Source organism: Roseateles violae, from assembly GCF_030410485.1.
Lineage (GTDB): Bacteria > Pseudomonadota > Gammaproteobacteria > Burkholderiales > Burkholderiaceae_C > Roseateles_D > Roseateles_D violae.
Genome location: NZ_JAUHHC010000001.1, coordinates 972,262 through 995,407 on the forward strand (window position 1 = coordinate 972,262; position 23,146 = coordinate 995,407).

The window sequence follows — 23,146 nt, forward strand, 5'->3', positions numbered from 1 at the left end:
GGACCGACTGTAGCCTGAGGCGGGCTCGCCGCCGTGCGGGGAAATGCGTGCTCAGGCCACCTTGGGCGGCAGCAGGTACAGCGTCATCGCGAACACCAGATAGACCATCAGCAGCAGCACGCCGACGAACCAGGCCGAGCGGCCGCCGACGGTGATGAAGGCGGCGGCCAGCGTCGCGACGAACATCATCAGCACGGCGCCGGGCCAGAACTGCAGATCCATCGGCGCCGGTCCAATGAAATAGCTCAGCAGCACCATCACCGGCGCGACGAACAGCGCGATCTGCGAGGCGCTGCCCAGGGCGATGCCGACGCTCAGATCGAGCCGGTTCTTGCGCGCGCCGGAGAAGGCCGAGGCCATCTCGGCCGCGCCGCCGACCAGGGCGACGACGATGAAGCCGACAAAGGCCTGGCTCATGCCGAAGTCCTCGGCCGCCTGCTGGACCGATTCGACGAAGACCTCGCTGGTCAGCGCGACCAGCACCGTCACGCCGGCCAGCGTCGCCAGCGCGACGCCGATCGGCAGCGGCGCCTCGCCGTCCTCCTCGCCGTGCGCGGCGCTGGCGAACAGATCGCGGTGCGTCTTCAGCGAGAACAGCATGCCCAGCGCGTAGGCAGCGATCAGCACGACGGCCAGGCCCAGGCTCAGCTCGCGGATATAGCCGGCCTGCGCAACGGTGTCGATCGCATCGACGCCGGCGATCGCCGAGGGCAGCATCAGCGCGATCGTCGCCAGGAACAGCAGGCCCGCCTGCGTGCGCGCGCTGAGCCGGTTGAACTCCTGCACATGGTGCTTGAGCCCGCCGAGCAGGAAGCACATGCCCAGCATGAACAGGGTGTTGGTGACGATGACGCCGGCGATCGAGGCCTTGACCAGCATGTACTCGCCGGCGCGCAGGGCGGTCAGCGCGATCACCAGCTCGGTCAGATTGCCCAAGGTTGCGTTGAGCAGGCCGCCGGCGGCGTCGCCGGTCTTGGCCGCCACCGACTCGGTCGCATGGCTCAGCAGCGCGGCCAGCGGCACGATGGCCAGCACCGACAGGATGAACAGCAGCGTGTGCGCCTCGTGGTTGAGCTGCTTGGCGATGAAGGTGATCGGCACGAAGACCAGCAACCAGAGCATGCGGTTGTGGCGGATTTCCGCGAGCAGTGAATTCATGGGCTGCCGGTCCTTGATGGGGTCAGGTCGACACCATCTTGTCACGGCGGGCCCGCCGCCGGCAACGGCGGCTTTGCGTTTCTCGCTACACCGCGGCCCGCGCCGCCGCGCGCCGGAACAGCTGCGCCGACAGCAGCCACAGCGCAATGAAGAACAGGCTCGCCAGTGGCGGCAGCCGCCAGCCGGCCAGCGCCGCCACCCCGGCCGCCAGCGCCTGCGCCGCCGCCATCGCCAGCAGCACGCCGGCCATCGCCCCGGGCCGCAGCCGCGTCAGTGCCGCGCCGAGCAGGCCGATGAGCAGCACGCCGGCAAACATCAGATTGGCCGGATCATCGGGCTCGCCGATCAGGCCGACGGCCAGATTCATCCAGACCAGCAGGAAGCCGCCCGCGATCGCGACGCAGACGGCCGCCCGCTGGCTGCCATTGCCGGGCCGCAGCTGCTGCGCCAGCTCGTAGCCGCCGCAGGCGCACAGCAGCATCAGCGCGAAGACGATGAAGTCGAAGACGCCCCAGCGCACCTCGCTGCTGAACTGCATCGCCAGCCCCGGCAGGGCCAGCAGGGCCGCCGCCAGGCCCCAGACGGCGATCCGCCAGCGTCGCTGATGATGGCCGCCGACGCGCAGCATTTGCTCCCGATGCTTCATCGCTTAACCTCCATGGGCCCATTGTGCGGGCGGCCGGTGAGCGCAGCGGGAGCGCTGTGTGAAGCGACGGTGAAGAAGGGGAAACGGGCGCCTGGCGCGGGTTTGCCCCAGCTACGCCACCGGGCCCGGCTGGCCGACGATGCGCTCGGCGTCGTCCGCATTGCCTGGGAGTCCCGATGATCTCGCTCGAAGACCTGCCCGCGATTGCCGTGCTGGCCTCGGTGCCGCCGGACGAGCTGGCGCGGCTGGCGCAGTCGGCCGGCGACGTGCGCCTGGCCGCCGGCGACTATGCGGTGCACGAGGGCGACGAGCGCTCGCTCTTCGTCGTGCTGGCCGGCCGCATCGAGGTGACCAAGATCATCGACGGCATCGAGCGCGCGATCGGCCAGCGCCTGCCGGGCCAGGTCTTCGGCGAGATCCCGATCACCTTCGGCACGCCCTACCAGGGCAGCTACCGCGCGACCGTGCCGACGCGGCTGATGCACATCACGGCGCGGCAGTTCCATGCGCTGGCGGCCGCGCGGCCGGCCGTGCTGACCGAGATCGCCACGCTGGCGGCCGAGCGCATCGGCGGCCTGCGCGGCATCGCGACGGCGCCGCCGAAGGCGCGGGCGCTGATGCTGGCCCATGCCGACGATGCCGGCGCGCAGGCGCTGCGCGCCTTCCTGAGCCGCAACCAGATCTCGCACGAGTGGATCCGCCCCGACGCGCCCGACCGCGCCGCGCGCTGGAGCGGCCCGGCGCTGGCCGACGAGGAACTGCCCGCGCTGGCCTGCGACGACGGCAGCCTGATCAGGCGCGCCTGCAGCCGCGATGTGGCCGAGCACCTGGGCCTGCAGACGCGAGCGCGCAGCCATGAATACGACACCGTCATCATCGGCGGTGGCCCGGCCGGCCTGGCCGCCGCGGTCTACGGCGCGTCCGAGGGCCTGCGCACCCTGGTGATCGAGCGCGAGGCGCCCGGCGGCCAGGCCGAGACCTCGTCGCGGATCGAGAACTACCTGGGCTTTCCGACCGGCGTCTCCGGCGACGAACTGGCGCGCCGCGCGCTGCAGCAGGCCAGCCGGCTGGGCGCCGAGGTGATGGTGACGCGCACCGTCACCGCCATCGACCCGCAGACGAAGACGATCACGCTGGATGGCGACGAGACGGTGCGCGCGCGGTCCCTGATCGTCGCCACCGGCGTCAGCTGGCGGCGGCTGGCGACGCCAGGCTTCGAGCGCCTGCTGGGCAAGGGCGTGTTCTACGGCGCCTCGCGCAGCGAGGCCGGCCGCACCCAGGGCCAGGACATCCACCTGATCGGCGCCGGCAACTCGGCCGGCCAGGCGGCGATGTTCTTCGCCAACCATGCGAAGAGCGTGACCCTGGTCGTGCGCGGCGATGCGCTGGAGAAAAGCATGTCGCATTACCTGATCGAGCAGTTGCGCGGCAAGCCGAACATCGCCGTCGCCCTGCACAGCGAGGTGCAGGCCCTGCATGGCGACAAGCAGCTGGCCGGGATTGACCTGGCCGACCGGGCCGGCGGCAGCGTGCAGCGCCTGGCCAGTGGGGGCGTGTTCGTCTTCATCGGCGCCGATGCCGAGACCGGCTGGCTGCCCGAGGCCATCGCCCGCGATGCGCGCGGCTATCTGCACACCGGCGAGGCGGCGGCGCGCTCGGGCCGCTGGCCGCTGGAGCGCGATCCCTATCTGCTGGAGACCAGCGTGCCCGGCATCTTCGCCTGCGGCGATGTGCGCGCCAGCCCGGTCAAGCGGGTCGCGGCGGCGGTCGGCGAGGGCAGCATGGCGATCGCCTTCGTCCACCAGTTCCTGGCGCAGGCGGGCCGAAGCTAGCGCTGTTGCGGGGGCGCTTTCGGCCCCAAGCGGATATGCGTTTCACCCATGGATCGAGCGGCCGCTGCGCTCAGTCCGCCTTGATCCCGCGCTCCCTGACCAGCCGGCCCCAGGACTTCGACTCGGCGTCGATGAAGCTGGCCAGCTCCTCGCGCGTGCCGGGTGCCGGTGTCAGGCCGTGCTTGTTCAGCTCGTTCTTCACGTCCTCGGCGTTCAGCACCTTGACGAGCTCGGCGTTCCAGCGCTCGAGCACCGGCACCGGCGTCTTGGCCGGCGCGACGAAGGCGTACCAGTTGCTCGCGTTGAAGCCGGGATAGCCGGACTCGGCGATGGTCGGCACCTTGGGCATGAAGGCCGGGCGTGTCAGCCCGGTGGTGGCCAGCGCGATCAGCTTGCCCGCCTCGATATGCGGCGCGGCCGTTGCCGGCGTCGAGTAGTAGGCCGCGACGCGCCCGCCCAGCAGGTCCTGCAGGGCCGGCGCGCCGCCCTTGTACGGGATGTGCACGGTGTCGATGCCGGCGCGCTGGTTCAGCAGTTCGCCCGCTAGGTGCGAGGCCGAGCCGCTGCCGGTGGACGCGAAGTCGAGCGAGCCGGGCTTGGCCTTCGCCTTGGCGACGAACTCGGCCAGCGTCCTGACGCCGACCCCGGTGTGAACCACCAGCACGTTCGGGAAGCTCAGGCCCATCGTCAGCGGCGCCAGGTCCTTCTGCGGGTCATAGCCGAGCTTCATCAGATGCGGCGCGATCGCCAGCGGCCCGATCGAGCCGAGCAGGATCACAGAGCCGTCGGCCGGCGCGCCGGCCACGTACTGGTGGGCCAGATTGCCGCCGGCGCCGGCACGGTTGTCGACCACCACGGTCTGGCCGAGCTGGTCCTGCAGCCTCTTCGCGATGATGCGCGCGGCGGCATCGGCCGCGCCGCCGGCGGCGAAGCCGACGACCAGGGTCAGCGTCTTCTTCGGCAGCTGCTGCGCCGACGCCGGGGTGGCGGTAACAGGCAGCAGGGCGGCGGCCAGGCAGGCGGCCAACATTGCTCGGGCTTGCATGGAAAGTCTCCTTGGGTTCTCGGGGCGGGCACGGCGCTGCCTTGCCCGACGGGTTGATCGGGGTACGGGGAATAGGGCTCAGTCGTCTGCGAGCTGCAGGCGGCTCGGCCGGCGCCGTTCGACCGCCCACTTCAGCAGCGCCGCGCTGCGGTAGATGCCGTGCGCGAACTTGCCGTAGGGCAGCGTCGCGAACAGTGCCATCACGCAGCCCAGGTGCAGGCACAGCAGCAGCGGCAGCGCCGGCGTCTGGCGCAGCAGCATCAGGGTCAGGCCGCTGCTCGCGACCAGGAACAGCAGCACGATGAAGCCGCGGTCCATCGGCCGCTGGGTCAGGTCTTGCTGCAGCGGATGACGCCGCAGGTTCAGCCGCAGCAGCCCGGCGCTGCCGACCATCAGGGACAGGCCGCCGACCGTGCCGAGCAGCTTGGGCAGGCTGCTGAAGTCGTAGGGCGCGCTCCAGCCGAAGACGTAGTGGTACAGCGTCGCCACGGCGGTGGCGGCGAAGCACAGCATGAAGCCGTAAAAGCTCAGGTGATGGAAGCGGCGGCGCGAGCGTGTGAACGCATCGTCTTCGTTGTTGCAGCCGTCGCCGTGGCCGCCGTCCAGGTATTTCAGGCGCAGCACGTCCTGCGTCGCCTCGGCGCCGGCCGCGGCGGTCACGGGACCCGGCGTGTCGTCGGTCCAGAAGCGGCGCACGCCGAGCGCCAGCGCCAGCGTCGCGAACAGGAAGATCGGCGCGAACAGCGCGACCATCAGCTTGTGCGGGAAGATGGCGTAGAAGTCGCCGGCCGGCAGCTGCCGCCACAGGCTGCCGTGCAGGGCGACCGCCAACGCCATGAACAGCGCCAGACCGCCGGCCAGCGCCAGCGCCAGCGTCAGCCCGTTGCGCTTGTACAGCGCGCCCAGCTTTGGCGGCCAGGCGTATTCGGCATAGGTCTGCAGCCGCACCTTGGCCATCGCCTGCGGCACATTGACCGCAAACTCGTGCGGCGGCGCGTACTGGCAGGCATGCAGGCAGGCGCCGCAGTTGTGGCACAGATTAGCCAGGAAGTTGACGTCGGCCTTGCCGAAGTCCAGCCGCCGCGTCATCGCCGGGAAGACGGCGCAGAAGCCCTCGCAATAGCGGCAGGCATTGCAGATCTGCATCACGCGCGCGACTTCGGACTCCTCGGCGGTGATGGCGCGGATAGGGATCACGCGCGGGCCGCCGCCGGCAAGTGCCGCGGCCTCGCGGCTCAGGGCCTCAAGCTGCTGCATGGACGGGCTCCTTTTGTGGGGTGCGCGCCGCCCGCGCGGCTTCCGTGCCGGCGATGCGGCCGAAGGCGGTGCCGATCGACATGCCGACGCCGGCGGTATAGCCCTTGCCGAGCACATTGCCGGCCATCATCTCGCCGGCGACGAAGAGGTTGGAGCTGGGACGGCCGCCGAAGTGCACGCTGGCGCGCGCGTCGACCTTCAGTCCGAGGTAGGTGAAGGTCACGCCGGGCCGCAGCGCATAGCCGTAGAAGGGCGGCGTGTCGATGGGGCGCGCCCAATGCGTCTTCGCCGGCGCGAGGCCGACCGTCCTGCAGTCGTCGAGCGCGGTGTGGTCGAACCTGCCCCCGCGGCAGGCGGCGTTGTACTGCTCGATCGTCTGCACGAAGCGCGCTTCATCGAGCCCCAGCCCGCGCGCCAGCTCGCCCAGCGTCCCCGCCTGTGTGCCCGGAAAGACCGGCGGCATGAAGCGGCCGACCGCCTTGGCATCGATGATGGACCAGGCAATCTGCCCGGGCTGCTGCGCGACCAGGCGACCCCAGATCGCATAGCGCTTGGGCCAGAAGTCCTCGCCTTCGTCATAGAAGCGCTCGGCGTCGCGGTTGACGACCACGCCCAGCGAGACGCAGTCGATGCGCGTGCAGATGCCACCGTCGTAGAGCGGCGCGCGCGCGTCGATCGCCACCATATGCGCCTGGGTCGGGTCTCCGATAGTGTCCGCGCCGGCATCGATCATGTGCTTCAGCAGCACGCCGGTGTTGAAGCGCGTGCCGCGGATCAGGAAGTTGTCGGCCGGGTGCTCGCCGCGCGCATTCACGCCCCAGGCCTCGCGCAGCCAATCGCGGTTGGACTCGAAGCCGCCCGCGGCAAGCACGCAGGCGCGGGCCTCGATGCGCTCGTCGCCGACGAACGCGGCCACGAAGCGGCCCTCGCGCAGCTCGAGCCGCTGGACCGGCGCCTCGTAGCGGATGCGCACGCCCAGCGCCTCGGCGCTGCGGAAGTAGGCGTTGACCAGCGCCTTGCCGCCGCCCATGAAGAAGGCATTGGTGCGCGCGGTGTGCAGCGCGCCGGACAGCGAGGGCTGGAAGCGCACGCCGTGCTTGCGCATCCAGGGCCGGCAGCGCGACGAGGCGCGGATGACCAGCCGCGCCAGCGCCTCGTCGGTGGCGCCGCCGGTGACCTTCAGCAGATCCTGCCAGTACTCCTCTTCCGGGTAGGCATCGACCAGCACGTCCTGCGGCGCGTCGTGCATGCAGCGCAGATTGCGCGTGTGCTGCGAGTTGCCGCCGCGCCATTCGCGCGGCGAGGCTTCGAGCAGCAGCACCGACGCGCCCGCCTCGCGCGCCATCAGCGCGGCGCACAGGGCGGCGTTGCCGCCGCCGATGACCAGAACGTCCACCATATCGTCTCCTTGCTGGCGACGACTCTAGGCCGCGTGCTGCGGCCGCGGTAGTGCTCCAAGCGGCAAGCGGTGTTCAGGCTTCGTGAAGAGTCGCGCCGGGCCAGTGCTGCTCGCCCACCAGCGTCGCGGCGACGCTCTTCAGCACGACCCGCGCCGCCAGCGCAGCGGGGGCCAGCTCGTCGTCGGACAGGCTGGCCAGCACGTTGCGCCGGCGTGCGCCCCGATCGCTGATGCCGACCAGCGCGACGGCCTCGTCGGACACCCGCGAGGTCGCCGCGCCGGGCTGTATCGTCGCGCCGACGCCGGCGCGCACCGCGTCCATCAGCACCGCCAGCCCGTCGATCTCGAGCGCGATGCGCGGCACGCTTTGCGCACGCGCGAAGGCCGCGTCGACGATCTCGCGCAGGCCATGGCCGGCGCTGGGCAGCAGCAGCGGCAGCTCGGCCAGGCGCGCGATCGCCACCGTCTTGCCGCCCGGCATGCCGGCCAGATCGCGTCGGCCGACCACGAACAGGCGCTCGTCGAGCAGCGGCTGCACGCTCAGCCGTCGAGCCGAGCCGGTTTCGAACAGGACCGCCAGATCGAGCTGGCGCGCGTTGAGCATGGCCACGAGATTGCCCGACAGGCTTTCCACCAGATGCAGGCGCACATCCGGATAACGTTCGCGCATCGCGCGCAGGAAGGGCAGGGCCAGCACGGCGGAGGTCGACGGTGGGAGCCCGACGCTGACATGCCCGGCCAGGCGCGCCTGCTTCGCCGCCCGCGCCGCGTCGTCGACATGGCGCAGCGCGAGTTGCGCCTGGCGGAAGAAGGCCACGCCGGCGTCGGTCGGAACCACGCCGCCGGCACCGCGCTGCAGCAGACGGGTCGACAGCTCGCCCTCGAGCCGGCTGATCTGCTGGCTCAGCGCCGAGGTCACGAGCCCGAGGTCACCGGCGGCGCGGCCCATGCTGCCGAGCTCGACGACGCGGACGAAGTAGCGCAACTGTCGCAGTTCCATGCGGGCTCCGTATAGGGCTGATCTGGGCGTGCTTGACGCGGCCTTGAGCACCTCAGTATCGATGCGGTCGGCAACCATCGCCCTGGCGCGCTATGAGGGCAGCGCTTGCGAGGCAAAGGCGCGCTGGTAGGCGGGCCGCGACTCGCCGCGGGCGATATAGGCGCCCAGCGCCGGATTGCCGTCCAGCAGGCCCGAGGGCCGCAGCCTCAGCAGCACCGAGATCATCATCAGATCGCCGGCGCTGAAGCCGGCCTCGAGCCAGTCGGCCCCGCCGAGCCGGGCGGACAAATCGTCCAGGCGCTGGCGCACGCGCTCCTCGACCAGGGGTAGGCGCTGCCGGTGCCAGGGCTGCTCGCGCTCCAGCACCTTGGCGTTGAAGAGATCGAGGATGGGCGGCTCCACCGTGTTCAGCGCGGCGAAGATCCAGGCGATTGCGCGGGCGCGGGCATTCGCCTCGGCGGGCAGCAGGCCCGGGTGTCGCTCGGCCAGGTGCAGCACGATCGCTCCCGACTCGAACAGCCGCAGCTCGCCGTCCTGATAGGTCGGGATCTGGCCGAAGGGATGCAGGGCCCGGTGCGCGGCGGACTTCATCGCTGCGAAGGACAGCGGGCGCAGCTCGTAGGGCTGGCCGACTTCCTCGAGCGCCCAGCGCACGCGCATATCGCGCGCCAGGCCGCGGCCGCCGTCGGGCGATTGTTCGAAGGCGGTGAGGACGGGAAGGGCGGAAGTCGTCATGGCAAGCTCCTGATCGCTCATGGCCTCGACGTTCGAGGCCGGCCCGAATCGACGTCTCTCAGGCATTCGCTGTCATGGGGCCGGCGCCGCCCACCAGCCGCCACCCAGCGCCTGCAGCAGGGCGGCGCTGTCGGCATGGCGATCGGCCAGGGCTTGGCTCCGTTCCAGCAGGGCCGTCTGCAACCGCCACTCGCCGTCCAGCAGGGCCAGCTGGCTGACACCGCCGGCGCGCTGGCGGGCGACCAGGATCTCGCGGTGGCGGCGCGCCTGCGCCGCGGCCTCCTCGCGCTCGCGCAGGCGCTGGGCGTCGGCCTCCAGCGCGCGCAGCACGTCGGCGACGTTCTGCAGGCCCTGCAGCACCGCCTCGCGATAGGCGGCGCCGGCCTGTTCCCAGCCGGCCTGGGCGGCGCTGCGCCGCGCCTGCAGTTCGCCGCCGCGGAAGATCGGCTGCGTCAGCGAGGCGCCGAGCAGGTAGAAGGCGCTGCCGGCGCCGAACAGATCGCCGGCATGGGGGCTCAATGAGCCGAGATTCGCCGACAGCGTGATCTGCGGATACAGATTCGCCGTCGCCACGCCCAGGCGCGCGCCGGCCTGCTGCAGCAGCGCCTCGGCGGCGCGGATATCGGGCCGCTGGCGCGCCAGCTCGGAGGGCAGGCTCAGCGGCAGTTCGGCCGGCAGCTGCAGATCGGCGAGGCGGAACTCGGGCAGCCGCGCCTCGCCGGGCGTCTGGCCGCTCAGCACCGCGAGCCGGTGGCGCAGCTGTTCGAGCTGGCGGCGCAACTCGGGCAGCTGCGCGCGCTGCTGGGCCAGCTCCTGGCGCTGCCGGGCCAGCTCGTCGCGGGCGGCCCCGCCCAGCTGCTCCAGCCGCTCGACGATGGCCAGCTGGCGCTCGCGCAGGGCCAACAGCGCCTCGCTGCCGGCGATCTGCTCGCGCAGCGCCGCCTCGCGGATCGCCGCGGTGACGAGATTGCCGGCCAGCATCAGCCGCGCCGCCTCCAGCTCGTAACGCTGCTGGTCGACGCCGGCCTGCAGCGCCGCCAAGGCCTGGCGATTGGCGCCGAACAGATCGAACTGGTAGGACACGCCGACCGAGGCGAGGAACAGATTGAACGGCGTCTGCAGCGGCAGCGCCGGCGCGCCCAGCGCCTGCGGCTCGACATCGATGCGATTGGCCGACAGCCGCGCATCGACGCGCGGATAGCGGCTGGCGCCGGCCTGTGCCGCGTGCTCGTACTCGGCCTGGCGCAGGCGGGCGCTGGAGCGGGCCAGGCTGGGGCTGTCGGCCAGCGCCTGGCGCAGCAGCGCGTCGAGCGCCGGCGAGCGGAACAGGGTCCACCATTGCGCCGGGATGTCCTGGCCCGGCAGCAGGCGCTGCGCCTCACCGAGCTCGGCCGGCCGGGCCAGATAGGCGCTGGGCGCCGGCGGCGGCGGCAGCGGCGGCGGCGCGCCGGCGCAGCCGGCCAGCAGCGTGACAAGGGCAAGGGGGTGGTACCTCATCATCAGTCCAGGGTCCGGCGGTAGAAGCGCAACGCGATCCCCATCACGAGGGTCGCGAACAGCAGCATCGGCCAGACATGGGGCCAGACATCGACCCAGCCATTGCCCTTGAGCAGGATGCCGCGCACCGCGCGCATGAAGTAGGTGGCCGGGATCGCCGAGCCGATCGCCTGCGCCCAGCGCGGCATGCCCTCGAAGGGGAACATGAAGCCCGACAGCAGGATGGACGGCAGGAAGTAGAAGAAGGTCAGCTGCATCGCTTGCAGCTGGTTGCGCGCCAGCGAGGACAGGGTGATGCCCACGGTCAGATTGGCGCTGATGTAGATCAGCGCCACCGCGTAGAGCAGGGGCACGCTGCCGAGGAAGGGCACGTCGAAGAGCCAGCGCGCCGCCAGCAGGATGATGGAGGCTTGCACCAGGCCGATCAGCACATAGGGCACCAGCTTGCCGGTCATCACCTCCAGCGGCCGCAGCGGCATCGCCAGCATGTTCTCCATCGTGCCGCGCTCGCGCTCGCGCGTCATTGCCAGCCCGGTCATCATCACCATGGTCATCGCCAGGATCACGCCCATCAGGCCCGGCACGATATTGTGCTGGGTCAGGCCCTCGGGGTTGTAGAGCCGGTGCACGCGCAGCTCGAAGGGCGGCGCGGCGGCGCCGGCCAGCGGCGCCAGCGCGCCCTGCAGATCCTTCTTCGCGACCGCCGTGCCCAGTTCGCGCACGCTGGCCAGCGCGGCGCCCGCGGCCGCGGGGTCGGTGGCGTCGGCCTCGATCAGCAGCGCCGGCCGTTCGCCGCGCAAGAGCCGGCGGCTGAAATCGGCCGGTACGGTCAGTAGGAACTTGACCCGGCCGCGCTGCAGCGCCGCGCGCGCGGCCGCCTCGCTGTCGAGCTCCTCGACGATCTCGAAATAGCCGCTGTTGCGCATCGCGGCCAGAAAGCTGCGGCTGAACTCGCTGGGCTCGGCGACGACGACGGCCGTCGGCAGATGGCGCGGCTCGGTATTGATCGCGTAGCCGAACAGCAGCAGCTGCACGACCGGGATGCCGACCACCATGGCGAAGGTGATGCGGTCGCGGCGCAGCTGGATGAATTCCTTGCGCACCACGGCCCACCAGCGGCTCGGCGAGAAGCGCCTCACGGGGGCGGCGCTCCGTAATTGTCCGAGGAGCGGCTCATCAGGTGGATGAACACGTCCTCCAGCCCGGTCTCGGCCGGCGCGATGCGGCTGCCGCCGTCGGCGGTGGCGCCGCGCAGCGCGGCCTCCAGCGCCGCGCCGTCGCGGCCGGTCACATGCAGGGCCGAGCCGAACGGCGCGATCTGCTCGACGCCCGGCGCGCCCTCCAGCCGCTCGGCGACCGCGCGCAGATCGCCGCCGGTGACCTCCCAGGTGCTCAGGCCCTGCGCGGCGATGATGTCGGCGGCCCGGCCCTGGGCCATCAGCCGGCCATAGGCGATATAGACCAGCTTGTGGCAGCGCTCGGCCTCGTCCATATAGTGCGTGCTGACCAGGATGGAGATGCCGCGCGCGGCCAGCTCGTGCAGCTCGGCCCAGAACTCGCGCCGCGCCTTCGGGTCGACGCCGGCGGTCGGCTCGTCCAGCAGCAGCAGCTGCGGCTGGTGCAGCATGCAGGCGGCCAGCGCCAGCCGCTGCTTCCAGCCGCCCGACAGCGAACCGGCCAGCTGGTCGGCGCGCGCCGTCAGATTCAGATCGGCCAGCGCGCGCGCCACCGCCTCGCGCCGGCCGGGCATCTCGTACATGCGGGCGACGAAGTCCAGGTTCTCGCGGATCGACAGATCGTCCCAGAACGAGAAGCGCTGCGTCATATAGCCGACATGCTGCTTGATCAGGTCGCTCTGGGTGCGGATGTCGTAGCCCAGGCAGGTGCCCGAGCCGGCGTCGGGCGTCAGCAGCCCGCACATCAGGCGGATCGAGGTGGTCTTGCCGCTGCCGTTGGGGCCGAGGAAGCCGAGGATCTCGCCGCGGTTCGCGCGCATCGACAGATCGCTGACGACCTGCTTGTCGCCGAAGCGCTTGCTCAGGCCCTGCACATCGATCGCCGGCGCGTCGGCAGCGACGTTCATGGCAGCGTCACCGTCACCGGCTGGCCGACGCGCAGCCGCGCCGCATCGGCCTCGGCGGGCCGCGCCTCGACCATGAAGACCAGCTTGGCGCGCGTGTCCTTGCTGTAGATGACCGGCGGCGTGTACTCGGCCTCGCTGGCCACATAGCTGACCTGGGCCGCCAGCTCGGCCGGGCAGCCTTCGCACTGGATGCGCAGCCGGGCGCCCGGCTTCAGCCCGCCCAGCTGCGGCTCGGGTACGAAGAAGCGCAGCTTGACATGCCCAGGCGGCAGCAGGCGCACCACCGGGCTGCCGGCCGGCACCCATTCGCCCTCGCGGTACAGGGTGTCCACGACCAGGCCGGCCTGGCCCGCCAGCAGCTGCTTCTGGCCCAGCCGCCAGTCGAGCTGGCTCAGCGCCGCGCGCGCCGCGGCGACCTGCGCGTCCTGCGCGCGGATCTGTTCCTCGCGCGCCGGCAGCCGCGAGACCTGCAGCTGCCCGGCCAGCTCGCGCACCCGCGCCTGCCGGATCGCCAGGTTTGCGCGCGCATCGTCGAGCTGCGCGCGGGCGATGCCGCCGGCCTCGAACTGGTCTTCGTCGCGCTTCAGCTGCTGCGCCGCCTGGGCCTCGGCCGCCTGGGCCTGCGCCAGCTGCGCCTGCACGACCTCCAGCTCGGGGCTGCGCCGGCCCTGGCGCAGATCGGCCAATTGCGCCTGCGCGGCCTTCAGCTGCTGCTCGGCCTGGGCGCGCGCCGCCTGCTCCTCGTCCGATTCGAGGCTGAACAGCGCCGCCCGCGCGGCCACCGTCTGGCCGCGCTGCACCTGCAGCTTCTGCAGGCGGCCGCCGATCGGTGCGGCGATGTGCACGTACTCGCCCTCGACATAGCCCTGGTAGCCCGGCGGCCCGCTGTCCGAGCAGGCGCTGCAGCACAGCAGGGCCGCGACGGACAGCGCGGGCCCGATGATTGTTCGCATCAGCTTTGTCCTCCAGCGCCCCGATCGCGGGACGAGCGGCTGCGCGGATTTTGGCCGATTGGCGACCGGCGTCCAGTGCCGGGTGTTGCGTGCTTAGAGGGGCCGGCCGGCGGGCTGCGCCACCGTCGCACCTTCGATGCCGTGGCGGCGCAGGCTGTCGGCGACGAAGCCGCTCGCCTTCATCTCCTCGACGAAGGCGGTGAGCCAGGCCTGCGAGCCGCTGCGGAACTTGGGCATCGCCATCGCCTGCTCGATCACCATGAAGCGGCCCGGCAGCAGGCGCAGGCCCGGCAGGCGCTGCGCGTCGGCCTCCAGCTGCTGCCGGACGCCGGCGGCGACGTCCAGGCGCTCGGCGATGAACAGATCGGTCACCGCCGGCGAACTCGGTGCGCGCACCAGGCTGGCGGACTTCAGCGCGCGCGACAGGTACAAGTCGTAGGCGCTGCCGCGGCCGACGACGACGCGGGTGCCGGGGCGGTCGACCTCCTCCATGCGCTGCAGCGCCGAGTCCTGTCGCACCAGATAGGCGCCTTCGATGAGCACATAGGGCGGGGTGTAGTCGAGGTCCGCGCCGCGCACCGGGTCGATCGCGACGAAGGCGATGTCGATCTGCCGACCCTTGACCGCCTCGACGACCTTGCCGGCCGATTCGAAGGCGACCAGCTCGACCGGCAGGCCCAGGCGCCGTGCCGCCTCGCGCGCCAGATCGACCGACAGGCCCTGCGGCTCGCCGCTGCCCTCGCCGCGCCGGGCCAGGATCGGGTTGCCGTAATTGATCGCGGCGCGCAGCCGGCCGCCGAGCTCGCTGATCGCCGCATCGCGTTTCGGATCGGCCGGGCCGGGATGCGGGCTCATCGCGCAGCCCGGAAGCAGCAGCGCGGCCAGGCCGGCGGCGCAGAGGCCGCGGCGTTGCTCGGCGTCGGTATCGAAGATCGGCTTGGCGCTGCGGGTTCGGCTGCTGCTACTGCTCATCGCGTCGCTCCTCAAGTCCGGTCGCTGCAGTGTTGGTTGATGCCAGGCCGGGTGTCAACACTTGGTCGATCGATTGTCGGTGGGAGCAAAACCCGTGCCCGACGCGGCCCAAGGCCCGGCGCCGTCGGCGTCAGAACGCCAAGCCAGGCGCCTCGCCCTGAGCTGGGGATTCGACTGCCAGCTTGCTTGCTCAGGGACTCGACCAGCTCTGGAGCTCGCTGGCGGCCGCCTCGAACTGCTCAAGCGAGGTTCCGGATTTCCTGTTGTCGGTCCACTGCACGGCGAAATTGGAGGCCTTGCCGATGTCGAACTTGCAGGCGGCGGAGCGCGGCGAACTGCGGCCGTCGAACTTGCACCATTGCCCATGCTTTCGCTGCAGGAAGCTGATGTTGCGGACTGCCTTGTCGGCAATCTCGCTGTAGCGCTGCAACTGCTTGTCGAGCACCACATAGGGCGCGATCCGATCCAGCTTGCCGCGCCAGTTCGGCACGGCCTCGCACTTCTGCATATCCGCCAGCATCATCGAATCGCCGATATTGCCGCGCCACTTCCCCTGCCGCTCGAGATCGGAATTCTTCGTCCAGAGCTCGCGCATTCGAGGCTGCACGAACCAGGAGCAGGAGCGCCACAGGACCGGATCGTCGTCGACACCCAGGGCGCGGGAGGCCGCCGCCGTATCGAGCTGGAGCCGCGACTCGTTCACCACGAACGCATTCGTCACGCTCGTCGGTGCCGAGCGAAACGCCTTCCTGTACCCCCGTTCGGCATCGAGCAAGCGCTTCACCGATTCGCGCATTTCCTCGTCGAGGACGGCCAGCTCCGTCTGGCCCTCCTTGTTTCGCAGCTGCAGCAGCTCGTCGATGGGCGCGTTCGTGCCGCGTGTCCTGGTGAAGTAGCGGTCCAGAGCAGGAAACCAGTTCGCAGCCAGCGCCCAGGTCTGCGAGGCCTGGGCCTGATCGAAGGCCACCACCAGCGCGTTGCCGGATTCCTCCATGGACCAGGTGCATACGGTGGAAGCAATGACTTCCTCGAGCTTCACGCCATGGGACTCGACCGTCGCGAACAGGCTGAACAGGTCCTCCTCGATCACCGGTTTCTCCATGGACGGCAAATCGGCCTGCAGGCAGATCAACTGCTGCGCGGCGGCCCGGCCCTGCAAGCCGGTGTCGAAGCGCGCCGCCTTCGCCCGCTGCATCGTTTCCACGATGCGCAGCTTCAGCAGCACCTCGGCGATCTCCTTGTTGTCCGGCTGCTGCACCGCGAACTCGTCGAGGCGACGGATTACTTTTCGCTTCCAGTCGCGCGCGAGCTCGGAGCTGTCCTCGGTCACCAGCAGGCGGCCCAGGCGCAGCGCGCTTTCGCCCCAGCCGAAGGGCAAACGGGAGCCTTGGTCGAGGGCGTCCCGGGCCTCGGCCAGCTTGCCGTTGCGCTGGTGGACCTGGGCCATGACGACAAAGCCCTTGGCATCGCCGGCCTTCGCGGCACGCTCCGCGAGCTCCAGCGCCTGCGCATCCGACCGCGCAAGCGCCGTGCCTTCGAAATAAAGCGCTGCGAGGGCGGACTGCGCCGGCGGGTAGCCGAGCGCGGCCGATTTCCGCATTCTGGGCAGGTACTGGTCCGCGGGCGCCTTCAGGTCCACCTTCATGGTGATCGCCCAGTTGTACAGCCCGCGTGCATCGTTGGCGGCCGCCGCCCTGTCGTACCAGGCCAGTGCCGTTTCCCGATTGGGCGTCAGCTTGCTGGTATCCGGGTCATAGCTCCGGCCGACAAAGGCCAGGCCCCGCTTGTCGCCGCGCTCCGCCGCCTGCTGGTACCAGCTCCGCGCAGCGGCCAGGTCCTGCTTCTGGCCCAGCCCATGCTCGAGCATGAGCCCGAGGTGGAACATGGCGGCGGCCTTCCCTTGGCGTGCGGCCTGTTCGATCGCGGTCGATTCCGCGGTCGGCTCATGGGGCCAAGTTCCGTACTCGTAGCCCTTGACGAGCTGCCAGTGGGCGCGGGCGTCACCGAGATCGTCGGCCGCGCGCAGCTCGGCCTGCGCAGCCTCGAACTGCCCCGCCTGCCTGAAGAGTAGCGCTCGTTCCAGGCGCGCATCCATGTCCCCGGCTGCGATTCGAACCGTCAGTTTCGCGTGTTCCTCGTCGAGCACCTTGTTCATGCTCCTGCGCAGCAACTCCTTCATCGACGGCCCATCAGAGGCCAGCGCCGGGCCCGGGCCATACGACACCAACAGAAGCGATGCGATCAGCAATGCGCGCGGAAGTGCCGTTTGTCGGTTCATTTCGGTAGGGAGAGGGACTTTGCAAGCCAGTCTACCGACGGCTTTCTCATGGCCCTCGAGGCGATGGCCGCCCGCCGTGCAATTTGCCTCACCGGCGCCCTAGGCGTAGGTGTCCACCAGTCCGCCGATGCCGCGGCCCCGCTGCGTGTGATGCCACATCAAGGGCCCGAGGTCGACGGAGATCCGAAGCTCGTCGCTGGCGAAGAGCGTGAAGCTGCCGCGCGAATAAGCCGGCGTATGGACGGCCTTCACCGATTCGGCCGATCGGCCCAAGGGCTTCAGCCCGAGCCGGACATCGCGCAGCGCGGCGTCCGCGAAGTCCCGGAGCGGCGAGGACGTGAACATCGTCGTGTCCAGGCGCAGCTCGGGCTGCGGACCGGCCGCGAGCGCCGCCTGGGCCGCCCGGCGATGCTCGCGGATCGGGTCGTAGTCGAACGGTGAGCTTCGAACCGGGAAGCGATAGATGTCGGCGGCGCGCATGGCTGTCCAAGGCGACCGCGGTGCGCACGAACTAAAGCGCGGTGCCGAGCGCTCGCCGATGCGCCGGCAAGGTCGGCATCGTCGAAGCTTCGGAGATGTCGACAATATGACGCTTACTTGTGGAGTTATGTCTATTGGCCGCGAGCCTTGTGCGCAAGCCGCACGTGCTAAAAAATTCATTCGGCCATTGAGCAATCGACGTGCCGATCGCCGGGTCTTGCTAGGGATTTTCGTGGCCGACGGGGCCGACCAATACTGGTCTCGCAGCATGACTTCTTCTGGGCATTCGCTGCTCGCAAATCAAAAAGATTGGAGACAATATGGCCCCCGTTCTCGGATCGCGGATGCGGCGACCTTTGGCCGCCATCGTCCCCTTGCTCGCCGGCTTGTCCGGCACCGCCTGGGCTGTCAACGAGACAGAACCCAATGACGCCTGGGCTGCGGCGCAGTCCCTCGTCAATGCCAGCGGCGACTTCGTCATCGACGGCAGTCGCAGCTTTGCCAATCCATCGGACGACTTCTTCTCGTTCATGGTCCGCGGCAGCGGTGTGCTGCGAATCGAATCGAGCAGCAGCGATGCTGCCGCCGATTCGATCATGGGCCTGTTCAACTCCGGCGGCACGCTGCTGGCCTCGAACGACGATGGCAGCGGGTCGATGTCGACCATCGTGTTCAATATCAGCGCTCCCGGCACCTACTCCATCGGCTTCTCCGGCTACAACCCGGGCCTGCTGAGCTGCACCGGCACGGTGACAAGCTGCTACGACACCGACAACGACCTCGTCTTCGATACCTTTGTCGCCGGCGGTGGTGCCGGTGGCAGCACCGGCTGGGATTACCGGATCTCGCTGAGCGGGGTGGCACTCGTGCCCGAACCGCAAGCAGCGCTGCTGTTCCTGCCCGGACTGGCCGCCTTGGCCCTGCTGCGAAGGCGCCGGGACCCCGCGCGCTGACGGCGAGGCGGCGGCGTCCGGTCGGCGGCCTGCGTTTCAGGCCCGCTGATCGAAGCAGTTATTGACAAGTTAGAACGGAGGCCGTCCCGCCGGCGCGGGCGGCCCTGGGCGCGGCTTTGCCGCGTGCTCCGCGCCGGCAATCACATGGAAGGATTTCAAGGCCATGAGCTCAAATTTCAGTGAATCGCAAGCCAGGGATGCGGTGCTCGACGCGCAGGAACGTCTGCACGAGGGCCGCCGCAATTTCTTCAAGGTGCTGGGCGTCGGCGCCACCGCCGCCAGCGGCCTCGGCGCGGCGCTGCACAGCACGCCGGCGCTCGCCTATGGCGGCCCCTACGCGGCCGCCTTCGGGCTGGATCCTGGCCGCACCTTCATGAACATCGGCACCACCGGCTCGACCCCGATCGCGGTGCTGAAGGCGCTGGCCGCCAACAACGCACTGATCGCGCGCGATCCGACGATGACCTTCAACACGCAGGACATGCGCAACATCATCGCGCCCGGCTTCGGTGCCGATCCGTTCGAGCTCGTGATGAGCTTCAACACGACCGACGGCATGAGCAAGATCCTCAACGGCATGCAGTTCAATGCCGGCGACGAGATCATCACCACCAATATGGAGCACCCGGGCGGCAATTCGCCGATGGCGATCACCGCCGACCGCCGGGGCGTGGTGCTCAAGCGCATCAATCTGCCGACCAACGACGCCTACAGCGACGCCACCGTGCTGGCGCGCTTCCAGGCGCTGCTGACCGGCAATACCAAGGCGATCGTGTTCTCGTCGCCGCCCTATCTGACCGGCATCCGCCTGCCCGAGAAGATGCTCTGCCAGTGGGCCGCCGCCCAGGGCCTGGCCTCGGTCATCGACGGCGCCCACGGCCCCGGCATGCTGGCCCTGAACTTCCACGACATCGGTTGCGACTTCTATGCCGGCGCCGGCCACAAGTGGCAGTGCGGACCGGGGCAGACCGGCATCCTGTACGTGCGCAACAACACCACGCCCGCGGCGCCGACGACCTACACCAAGAGCGTCACCATCGGCGGCGAGACCCGCACGCTGACGCTGCCCGGCTACACCAACACGACGGCTTTGCGGCCGTTCTGGCCGACGATATCGGGCGGCTACTCGATGGTCGCGGGCAGCACGCTGCAAGGTGGCGTGCGCGATCCGGCCGACAATGTCGCGGCGACCCTGATGAGCATCGGCAACCCCTCCTACCCGGCGCTGCGCGCGCTGCAGGAATGCTGCTCGATGTGGGACAGCTGGGGCCGCCAGAACATCGAGAACTACATCGTCGCGCTGGCGCAATACCTGCGCAGCCGGCTGACCGCGATCTGGGGCAGCCGCTGCCTGGCCACCGTGTACGACGCCAACACGCCGCACCATGCGCGCATCGCGCTGACCTCGTTCAATCCGTTCTCGCCGGGTTACGACTACAACGCGGTGCTGAGCCCGGCGCAGGCGACGGCGCAGACCGCGGCATCGAACGCGGCGGTGGCCACGCTGCGCGACACGCATGCGGTGGTGGTCCGCAACACGGCCGTCCCGCACAGCCTGCGTGGCAATCCGGCCGCCAATGCCGACCCGACCACGATGTCGCATCCGCTGCGCATCTCGACCCATCTGTTCCACAACATGGCTGACGTGGACAACCTGGTCGCCAAGCTGCTGCTGGTGGTGCCGCATCCCTGAGAAAGAAAGGGCGGCGGGTGTTGCTGCCGGCCCCGGTGCAGGGGAGCCATCACCCGCCCGACCAAACGAACCATGAAAGGAGACGCGATGAGTCTGCGCAGCATCGGCCTGACGATCGTGACGGCGGCGGCCTCGGTGGCGCTGCTGGGCTGTGCCGCCCCGACGGGCGGACGCACGGTGCACACCACCGGCAACGTCTACCCGGCCATCGGCCCGTATTCGCAGATGGTGCAATCCGGCAATACCTACTACCTGTCCGGCGTCATTCCGCTGAACAAGGCCGGCAATGCCGTCGAAGGCAGCAGCATCGAGGAGCAGACGCGGCTGGTGCTCGGCTATATCGGCGAGATCCTGAAGGCGCAGGGCATGAGCCATGAGAACGTGGTGATGTCCAATGTCTTCATGAAGGACCTGAACGAGTTCGCGAAGATGAACGCGGTCTACGGCGAGTTCTTCAAGAGCGCGCCGCCCAGCCGCGCGACCGTCGAAGTGGCGCGTCTGCCGCGCGACGTGAGGATCGAGATCGCGGTGATCGCGGTCAAGTAGCGCAGCCCGGCGCCGCGCCGGTGGCAGCCCTGCTGTAGAGTCCGGGCATCATGCTCGCGACGCTCGCCACCATCGCCGTTCTGCACTGGGCCGTGCTGCTGATCCCCGGCTTCAACTTCGTGCTGATCGGCCAGCTGGCGGCGGGCGGGGCGCGGCCCAAGGCCTTGGCGGCGGTCGGCGGCATGACGCTGGCAACGCTCAGCTGGGCGCTGCTGGCCGTGCTGGGCGTGGGCGTCGTGTTCACCGCGCAGCCGGCGCTGCGCCAGCTGGCGCAGCTGGCCGGCGGCCTCTACCTGCTGCAGCTGGCCTGGAAGCTGTGGGTCTCGCGCAAGCAGCCGGTGGCGGCGAACGAGCGGGCGCTGTCGCATGCCGGCGCCTTTCGCGCCGGCTTCTTCACCAGCATGCTGAACCCCAAGATCGCGCTCTTCTACGGCAGCGTCTTCGCCACCGCAATGCCGGCGCAGCCGAGCCTGGCAATGTCGGCCGGCGCGGTCGCGCTGGTCTTCGTCAACTCGGTGGTCTGGCATTCCTCGCTGGCCTATGCGCTGTCGCAGCCGACGGTCCAGCGCGCCTATCTGCGCCACTTCCAGCGCCTCAACCAGCTCTCGGCCGCCATCGTCGGCGCCTTCGGCGCACGCCTGCTCGCCACGACGCTGCAGGAGTGGCGCGCGCGCGCCTCCTGACGAGACAGATCGATAAAGAGCGTCACGACTCGCCCTGCGCCGGGTCGAGCGAGCAGCAGGAAAAAAGACGATGCGCGAAATCGAACTGAAGTTCCAGGTGCCGGCCGCCCGGCGGGCGGCGCTGCAGGCCGCTTTTGCCAAGGCCCGCCGCGCGCCGCTGCGCGCGCATTACTTCGACACCGAGGACGGCGCGCTGGCGCGCCAGGCCATCGCGCTGCGGCTGCGTCTGGAGCCCGCGGGCTGGGTGCAGACCCTGAAGGGCGGCGGCTTTCCGAACCGGATCGAGCACAACGTCGAGCTGGGACATTCGCCCGAGCCGCCGCGGCTGGACATCGAGCGCCATCGCGCGGACTGCCCGGCGCTGCACGCCGCGCTGGCGGCCGCCGGAGAGCGGCTGCGCGAGCGCTTCTGCATCGAGGTCCAGCGGCGCATCCTGACGCTGCGGCGCGAGGGCGCCGAGCTGGAGCTGGCCTACGACCTCGGCACCCTGCGCGCGGGCGCCGCCCGCGAGCCGCTGACGATCTGCGAGCTGGAGATCGAGCTGAAGCAGGGGCCGACCCGCGCGCTGTTCGCCGAGGCCGCGCGCCGGCAGCAGCGCCACGGGCTCTGGCTCGATCCGGGCTCCAAGTCGGCGCGCGGCACGCGCCTGGCCGAACAGGGCAATGATCAGGCCCCGCCGGCCCGGGCGGTCGCGCCGGCCGTGGAGGCCGGCATGCCGGCCGCGCGCTTCGCCCGCCGCGTGATCGCCGGCTGCCTGCAGCAGGTGCTGGCCAATGCGGCCTGCGTCGCCGCCGGCCGCCACCACGCCGAGGACGAGCATCTGCACCAGCTGCGCATCGGCCTGCGCCGGCTGCGCATCGCGATCGAGGAACTGGCCGAGCTGAACAGCGGCATCGATCCGAACTGGGCGCCGCTGCTGGCCGAGACCTTCCGCCGGCTCGGTGCCGGCCGCGATGCGGCGATGCTGGCCCGGCTGGCGCGCCAGCAGTTGCTGCAGGCCGCCGGCGCGCCGGTGCTGCCGCCGGCAATGATGAGGGCGAGGCCTGGGCCGGACGATGCGGACGATGCCGGCGAGTGCGTCCGACGTGCCGGGTTCCAGTCGCTGCTGCTGGCGATCGCGGCCTTCGCCCATGGCGAGGAAGAGGACGAGGCCGGGCAGGCCGCCTTCGAGGGCTCGGTGCTCGAGGCGCTGACGCCGCGGCTCGACGAGTTGCACCGCAGGGTCCGGCGCGCGGCCCGGCGCTTCGAAGCGGCGCCCGCCGCGAAGCAGCACCGCGCGCGCAAGCGCCTGAAGCGCCTGCGCTATCTGGCGGAGTTCATCGCGCCGCTGTTCCGGCGCAAGGCGGTCGCCCGCTATCTGCAGGCGCTGGAGCCGGCACAGGAGGCGCTGGGCGCGCTGAACGACCGCGTCGTCGCGCTGCATGCCTGCCGCGGCTTGGCTGGCGAGTCGGCGGGCCAATGGTTCGCGATCGGCTGGCTGGCCGCGCAACACCGGCCGGGTGTCGCTGCGGCGGCCGCGGCGCTGGCGCGTGCCGCCGACGCCCGGCCTTTCTGGCGCGGCAGGCCCAAGGCCTAGCGGATCCTGCGCTTCAACCCTTTCCGTAGCGCCGCTCGCGGCTGGGTGCACCGAAGCGGCCGGCCGTCAGGTCGGCGAAGGCGGTGAACAACCAGGGGCAGCCGGGCGCGAGCGCATAGAGCTGGCGGTGGCCGGTCGAGCGGCGGCGCACGGTGATCAGGCGGTCGGGCAGGCCCAGGGCGCCAAGATCGGCCGAGGGTGCGCCGCCGGACAACTCGAAATCGGCCGGTTCGAAGCCGGCGAGGGTCAGGGTGCTGGCCAGTTCGGCCCAGCGCGCGGCCTGGTCGGTGCTTGCAATCATGATGGCCCCCAGCATCGGCGACGCAGATGGCGCGGCTGTGACAAGCCGAGCGGCGCAGC

General features: G+C 70.5%; 21 protein-coding genes. 6 read left to right on the plus strand and 15 right to left on the minus strand.

The window, feature by feature from the left end:
• Positions 1 to 51: 51 nt before the first annotated feature.
• On the minus strand, positions 52 to 1,158 hold the full coding sequence (gene cax, locus QWJ38_RS04460) for a calcium/proton exchanger (protein WP_290357831.1): 1,107 nt from the start codon (positions 1,156 to 1,158) through the stop codon (positions 52 to 54).
• Between the two features lie 85 nt (positions 1,159 to 1,243).
• Positions 1,244 to 1,804: a hypothetical protein gene (locus tag QWJ38_RS04465; protein WP_290357832.1), complete on the minus strand. Its 561-nt coding sequence runs from the start codon at positions 1,802 to 1,804 to the stop codon at positions 1,244 to 1,246.
• 176 nt (positions 1,805 to 1,980) lie between these two features.
• On the opposite strand from QWJ38_RS04465, the gene QWJ38_RS04470 reads away from it, so the two are divergent.
• Complete coding sequence (locus QWJ38_RS04470) at positions 1,981 to 3,636, plus strand: FAD-dependent oxidoreductase (protein WP_290357833.1); 1,656 nt, start codon at positions 1,981 to 1,983, stop codon at positions 3,634 to 3,636.
• A 70-nt stretch (positions 3,637 to 3,706) separates the two neighbouring features.
• On the opposite strand, the gene QWJ38_RS04475 is transcribed toward QWJ38_RS04470, so the two are convergent.
• The 12 genes from QWJ38_RS04475 to QWJ38_RS04530 form a co-directional block, all read right to left on the minus strand.
• A complete protein-coding gene (locus QWJ38_RS04475) occupies positions 3,707 to 4,681 on the minus strand; it encodes a Bug family tripartite tricarboxylate transporter substrate binding protein (protein ID WP_290357834.1) in 975 nt (324 codons plus the stop codon).
• 78 nt (positions 4,682 to 4,759) lie between these two features.
• On the minus strand, positions 4,760 to 5,938 hold the full coding sequence (tcuB, locus tag QWJ38_RS04480) for a tricarballylate utilization 4Fe-4S protein TcuB (protein ID WP_290357835.1): 1,179 nt from the start codon (positions 5,936 to 5,938) through the stop codon (positions 4,760 to 4,762).
• Entirely contained in the window at positions 5,925 to 7,337 is a 1,413-nt protein-coding gene (tcuA, locus tag QWJ38_RS04485) for an FAD-dependent tricarballylate dehydrogenase TcuA (RefSeq protein WP_290357836.1), read from the minus strand. Before tcuA ends, tcuB begins: the two co-directional genes overlap by 14 nt.
• A 73-nt stretch (positions 7,338 to 7,410) precedes the next feature.
• Positions 7,411 to 8,337 carry a LysR family transcriptional regulator gene (locus tag QWJ38_RS04490; RefSeq protein WP_290357837.1) on the minus strand — a complete coding sequence of 309 codons (927 nt, stop codon included), beginning with the start codon at positions 8,335 to 8,337 and terminating at the stop codon, positions 7,411 to 7,413.
• Between the two features lie 90 nt (positions 8,338 to 8,427).
• The gene (locus QWJ38_RS04495; protein WP_290357838.1) at positions 8,428 to 9,072 is read right to left on the minus strand and encodes a glutathione S-transferase family protein; all 645 of its coding nucleotides are present in this window, start codon (positions 9,070 to 9,072) and stop codon (positions 8,428 to 8,430) included.
• Positions 9,073 to 9,144: 72 nt separating this feature from the next.
• Positions 9,145 to 10,569, minus strand: coding sequence for an efflux transporter outer membrane subunit (locus tag QWJ38_RS04500; protein WP_290357839.1), 1,425 nt, complete (start codon positions 10,567 to 10,569; stop codon positions 9,145 to 9,147).
• Between the two features lie 2 nt (positions 10,570 to 10,571).
• Positions 10,572 to 11,708, minus strand: coding sequence for an ABC transporter permease (locus QWJ38_RS04505; protein ID WP_290357840.1), 1,137 nt, complete (start codon positions 11,706 to 11,708; stop codon positions 10,572 to 10,574).
• Positions 11,705 to 12,652, minus strand: a complete 948-nt coding sequence (locus QWJ38_RS04510; protein ID WP_290357841.1) for an ABC transporter ATP-binding protein — start codon at positions 12,650 to 12,652, stop codon at positions 11,705 to 11,707. The genes QWJ38_RS04505 and QWJ38_RS04510 overlap by 4 nt, the downstream gene beginning before the upstream one ends.
• Complete coding sequence (locus QWJ38_RS04515) at positions 12,649 to 13,605, minus strand: HlyD family secretion protein (RefSeq protein ID WP_290357842.1); 957 nt, start codon at positions 13,603 to 13,605, stop codon at positions 12,649 to 12,651. The genes QWJ38_RS04510 and QWJ38_RS04515 overlap by 4 nt, the downstream gene beginning before the upstream one ends.
• 93 nt (positions 13,606 to 13,698) lie before the next feature.
• Positions 13,699 to 14,460 carry an ABC transporter substrate-binding protein gene (locus QWJ38_RS04520; protein ID WP_290358059.1) on the minus strand — a complete coding sequence of 254 codons (762 nt, stop codon included), beginning with the start codon at positions 14,458 to 14,460 and terminating at the stop codon, positions 13,699 to 13,701.
• A 307-nt stretch (positions 14,461 to 14,767) separates the two neighbouring features.
• Entirely contained in the window at positions 14,768 to 16,855 is a 2,088-nt protein-coding gene (locus QWJ38_RS04525; protein WP_290357843.1) for a tetratricopeptide repeat protein, read from the minus strand.
• Positions 16,856 to 16,954: 99 nt separating this feature from the next.
• Positions 16,955 to 17,335 (minus strand): hypothetical protein, encoded by a 381-nt coding sequence (locus QWJ38_RS04530; RefSeq protein WP_290357844.1) that lies wholly within the window; start codon positions 17,333 to 17,335, stop codon positions 16,955 to 16,957.
• Between the two features lie 320 nt (positions 17,336 to 17,655).
• Between QWJ38_RS04530 and QWJ38_RS04535 the strand changes: the two genes are divergently transcribed.
• The 5 genes from QWJ38_RS04535 to QWJ38_RS04555 all read left to right on the plus strand — a co-directional run bounded on the left by QWJ38_RS04535 (position 17,656) and on the right by QWJ38_RS04555 (position 22,786).
• A complete protein-coding gene (locus QWJ38_RS04535) occupies positions 17,656 to 18,288 on the plus strand; it encodes a pre-peptidase C-terminal domain-containing protein (protein WP_290357845.1) in 633 nt (210 codons plus the stop codon).
• A gap of 163 nt (positions 18,289 to 18,451) precedes the next feature.
• Positions 18,452 to 19,981, plus strand: a complete 1,530-nt coding sequence (locus QWJ38_RS04540; protein ID WP_290357846.1) for an aminotransferase class V-fold PLP-dependent enzyme — start codon at positions 18,452 to 18,454, stop codon at positions 19,979 to 19,981.
• An 87-nt stretch (positions 19,982 to 20,068) separates the two neighbouring features.
• Positions 20,069 to 20,527, plus strand: a complete 459-nt coding sequence (locus QWJ38_RS04545) for a Rid family detoxifying hydrolase (protein ID WP_290357847.1) — start codon at positions 20,069 to 20,071, stop codon at positions 20,525 to 20,527.
• Positions 20,528 to 20,577: 50 nt separating this feature from the next.
• Entirely contained in the window at positions 20,578 to 21,210 is a 633-nt protein-coding gene (locus QWJ38_RS04550) for a LysE family translocator (protein WP_290357848.1), read from the plus strand.
• 70 nt (positions 21,211 to 21,280) lie between these two features.
• Positions 21,281 to 22,786, plus strand: a complete 1,506-nt coding sequence (locus QWJ38_RS04555; RefSeq protein ID WP_290357849.1) for a CYTH and CHAD domain-containing protein — start codon at positions 21,281 to 21,283, stop codon at positions 22,784 to 22,786.
• A 13-nt stretch (positions 22,787 to 22,799) separates the two neighbouring features.
• Here QWJ38_RS04555 and QWJ38_RS04560 read toward each other — a convergent pair whose 3' ends face one another.
• Positions 22,800 to 23,087, minus strand: coding sequence for a hypothetical protein (locus QWJ38_RS04560; RefSeq protein WP_290357850.1), 288 nt, complete (start codon positions 23,085 to 23,087; stop codon positions 22,800 to 22,802).
• Positions 23,088 to 23,146: the final 59 nt, after the last annotated feature.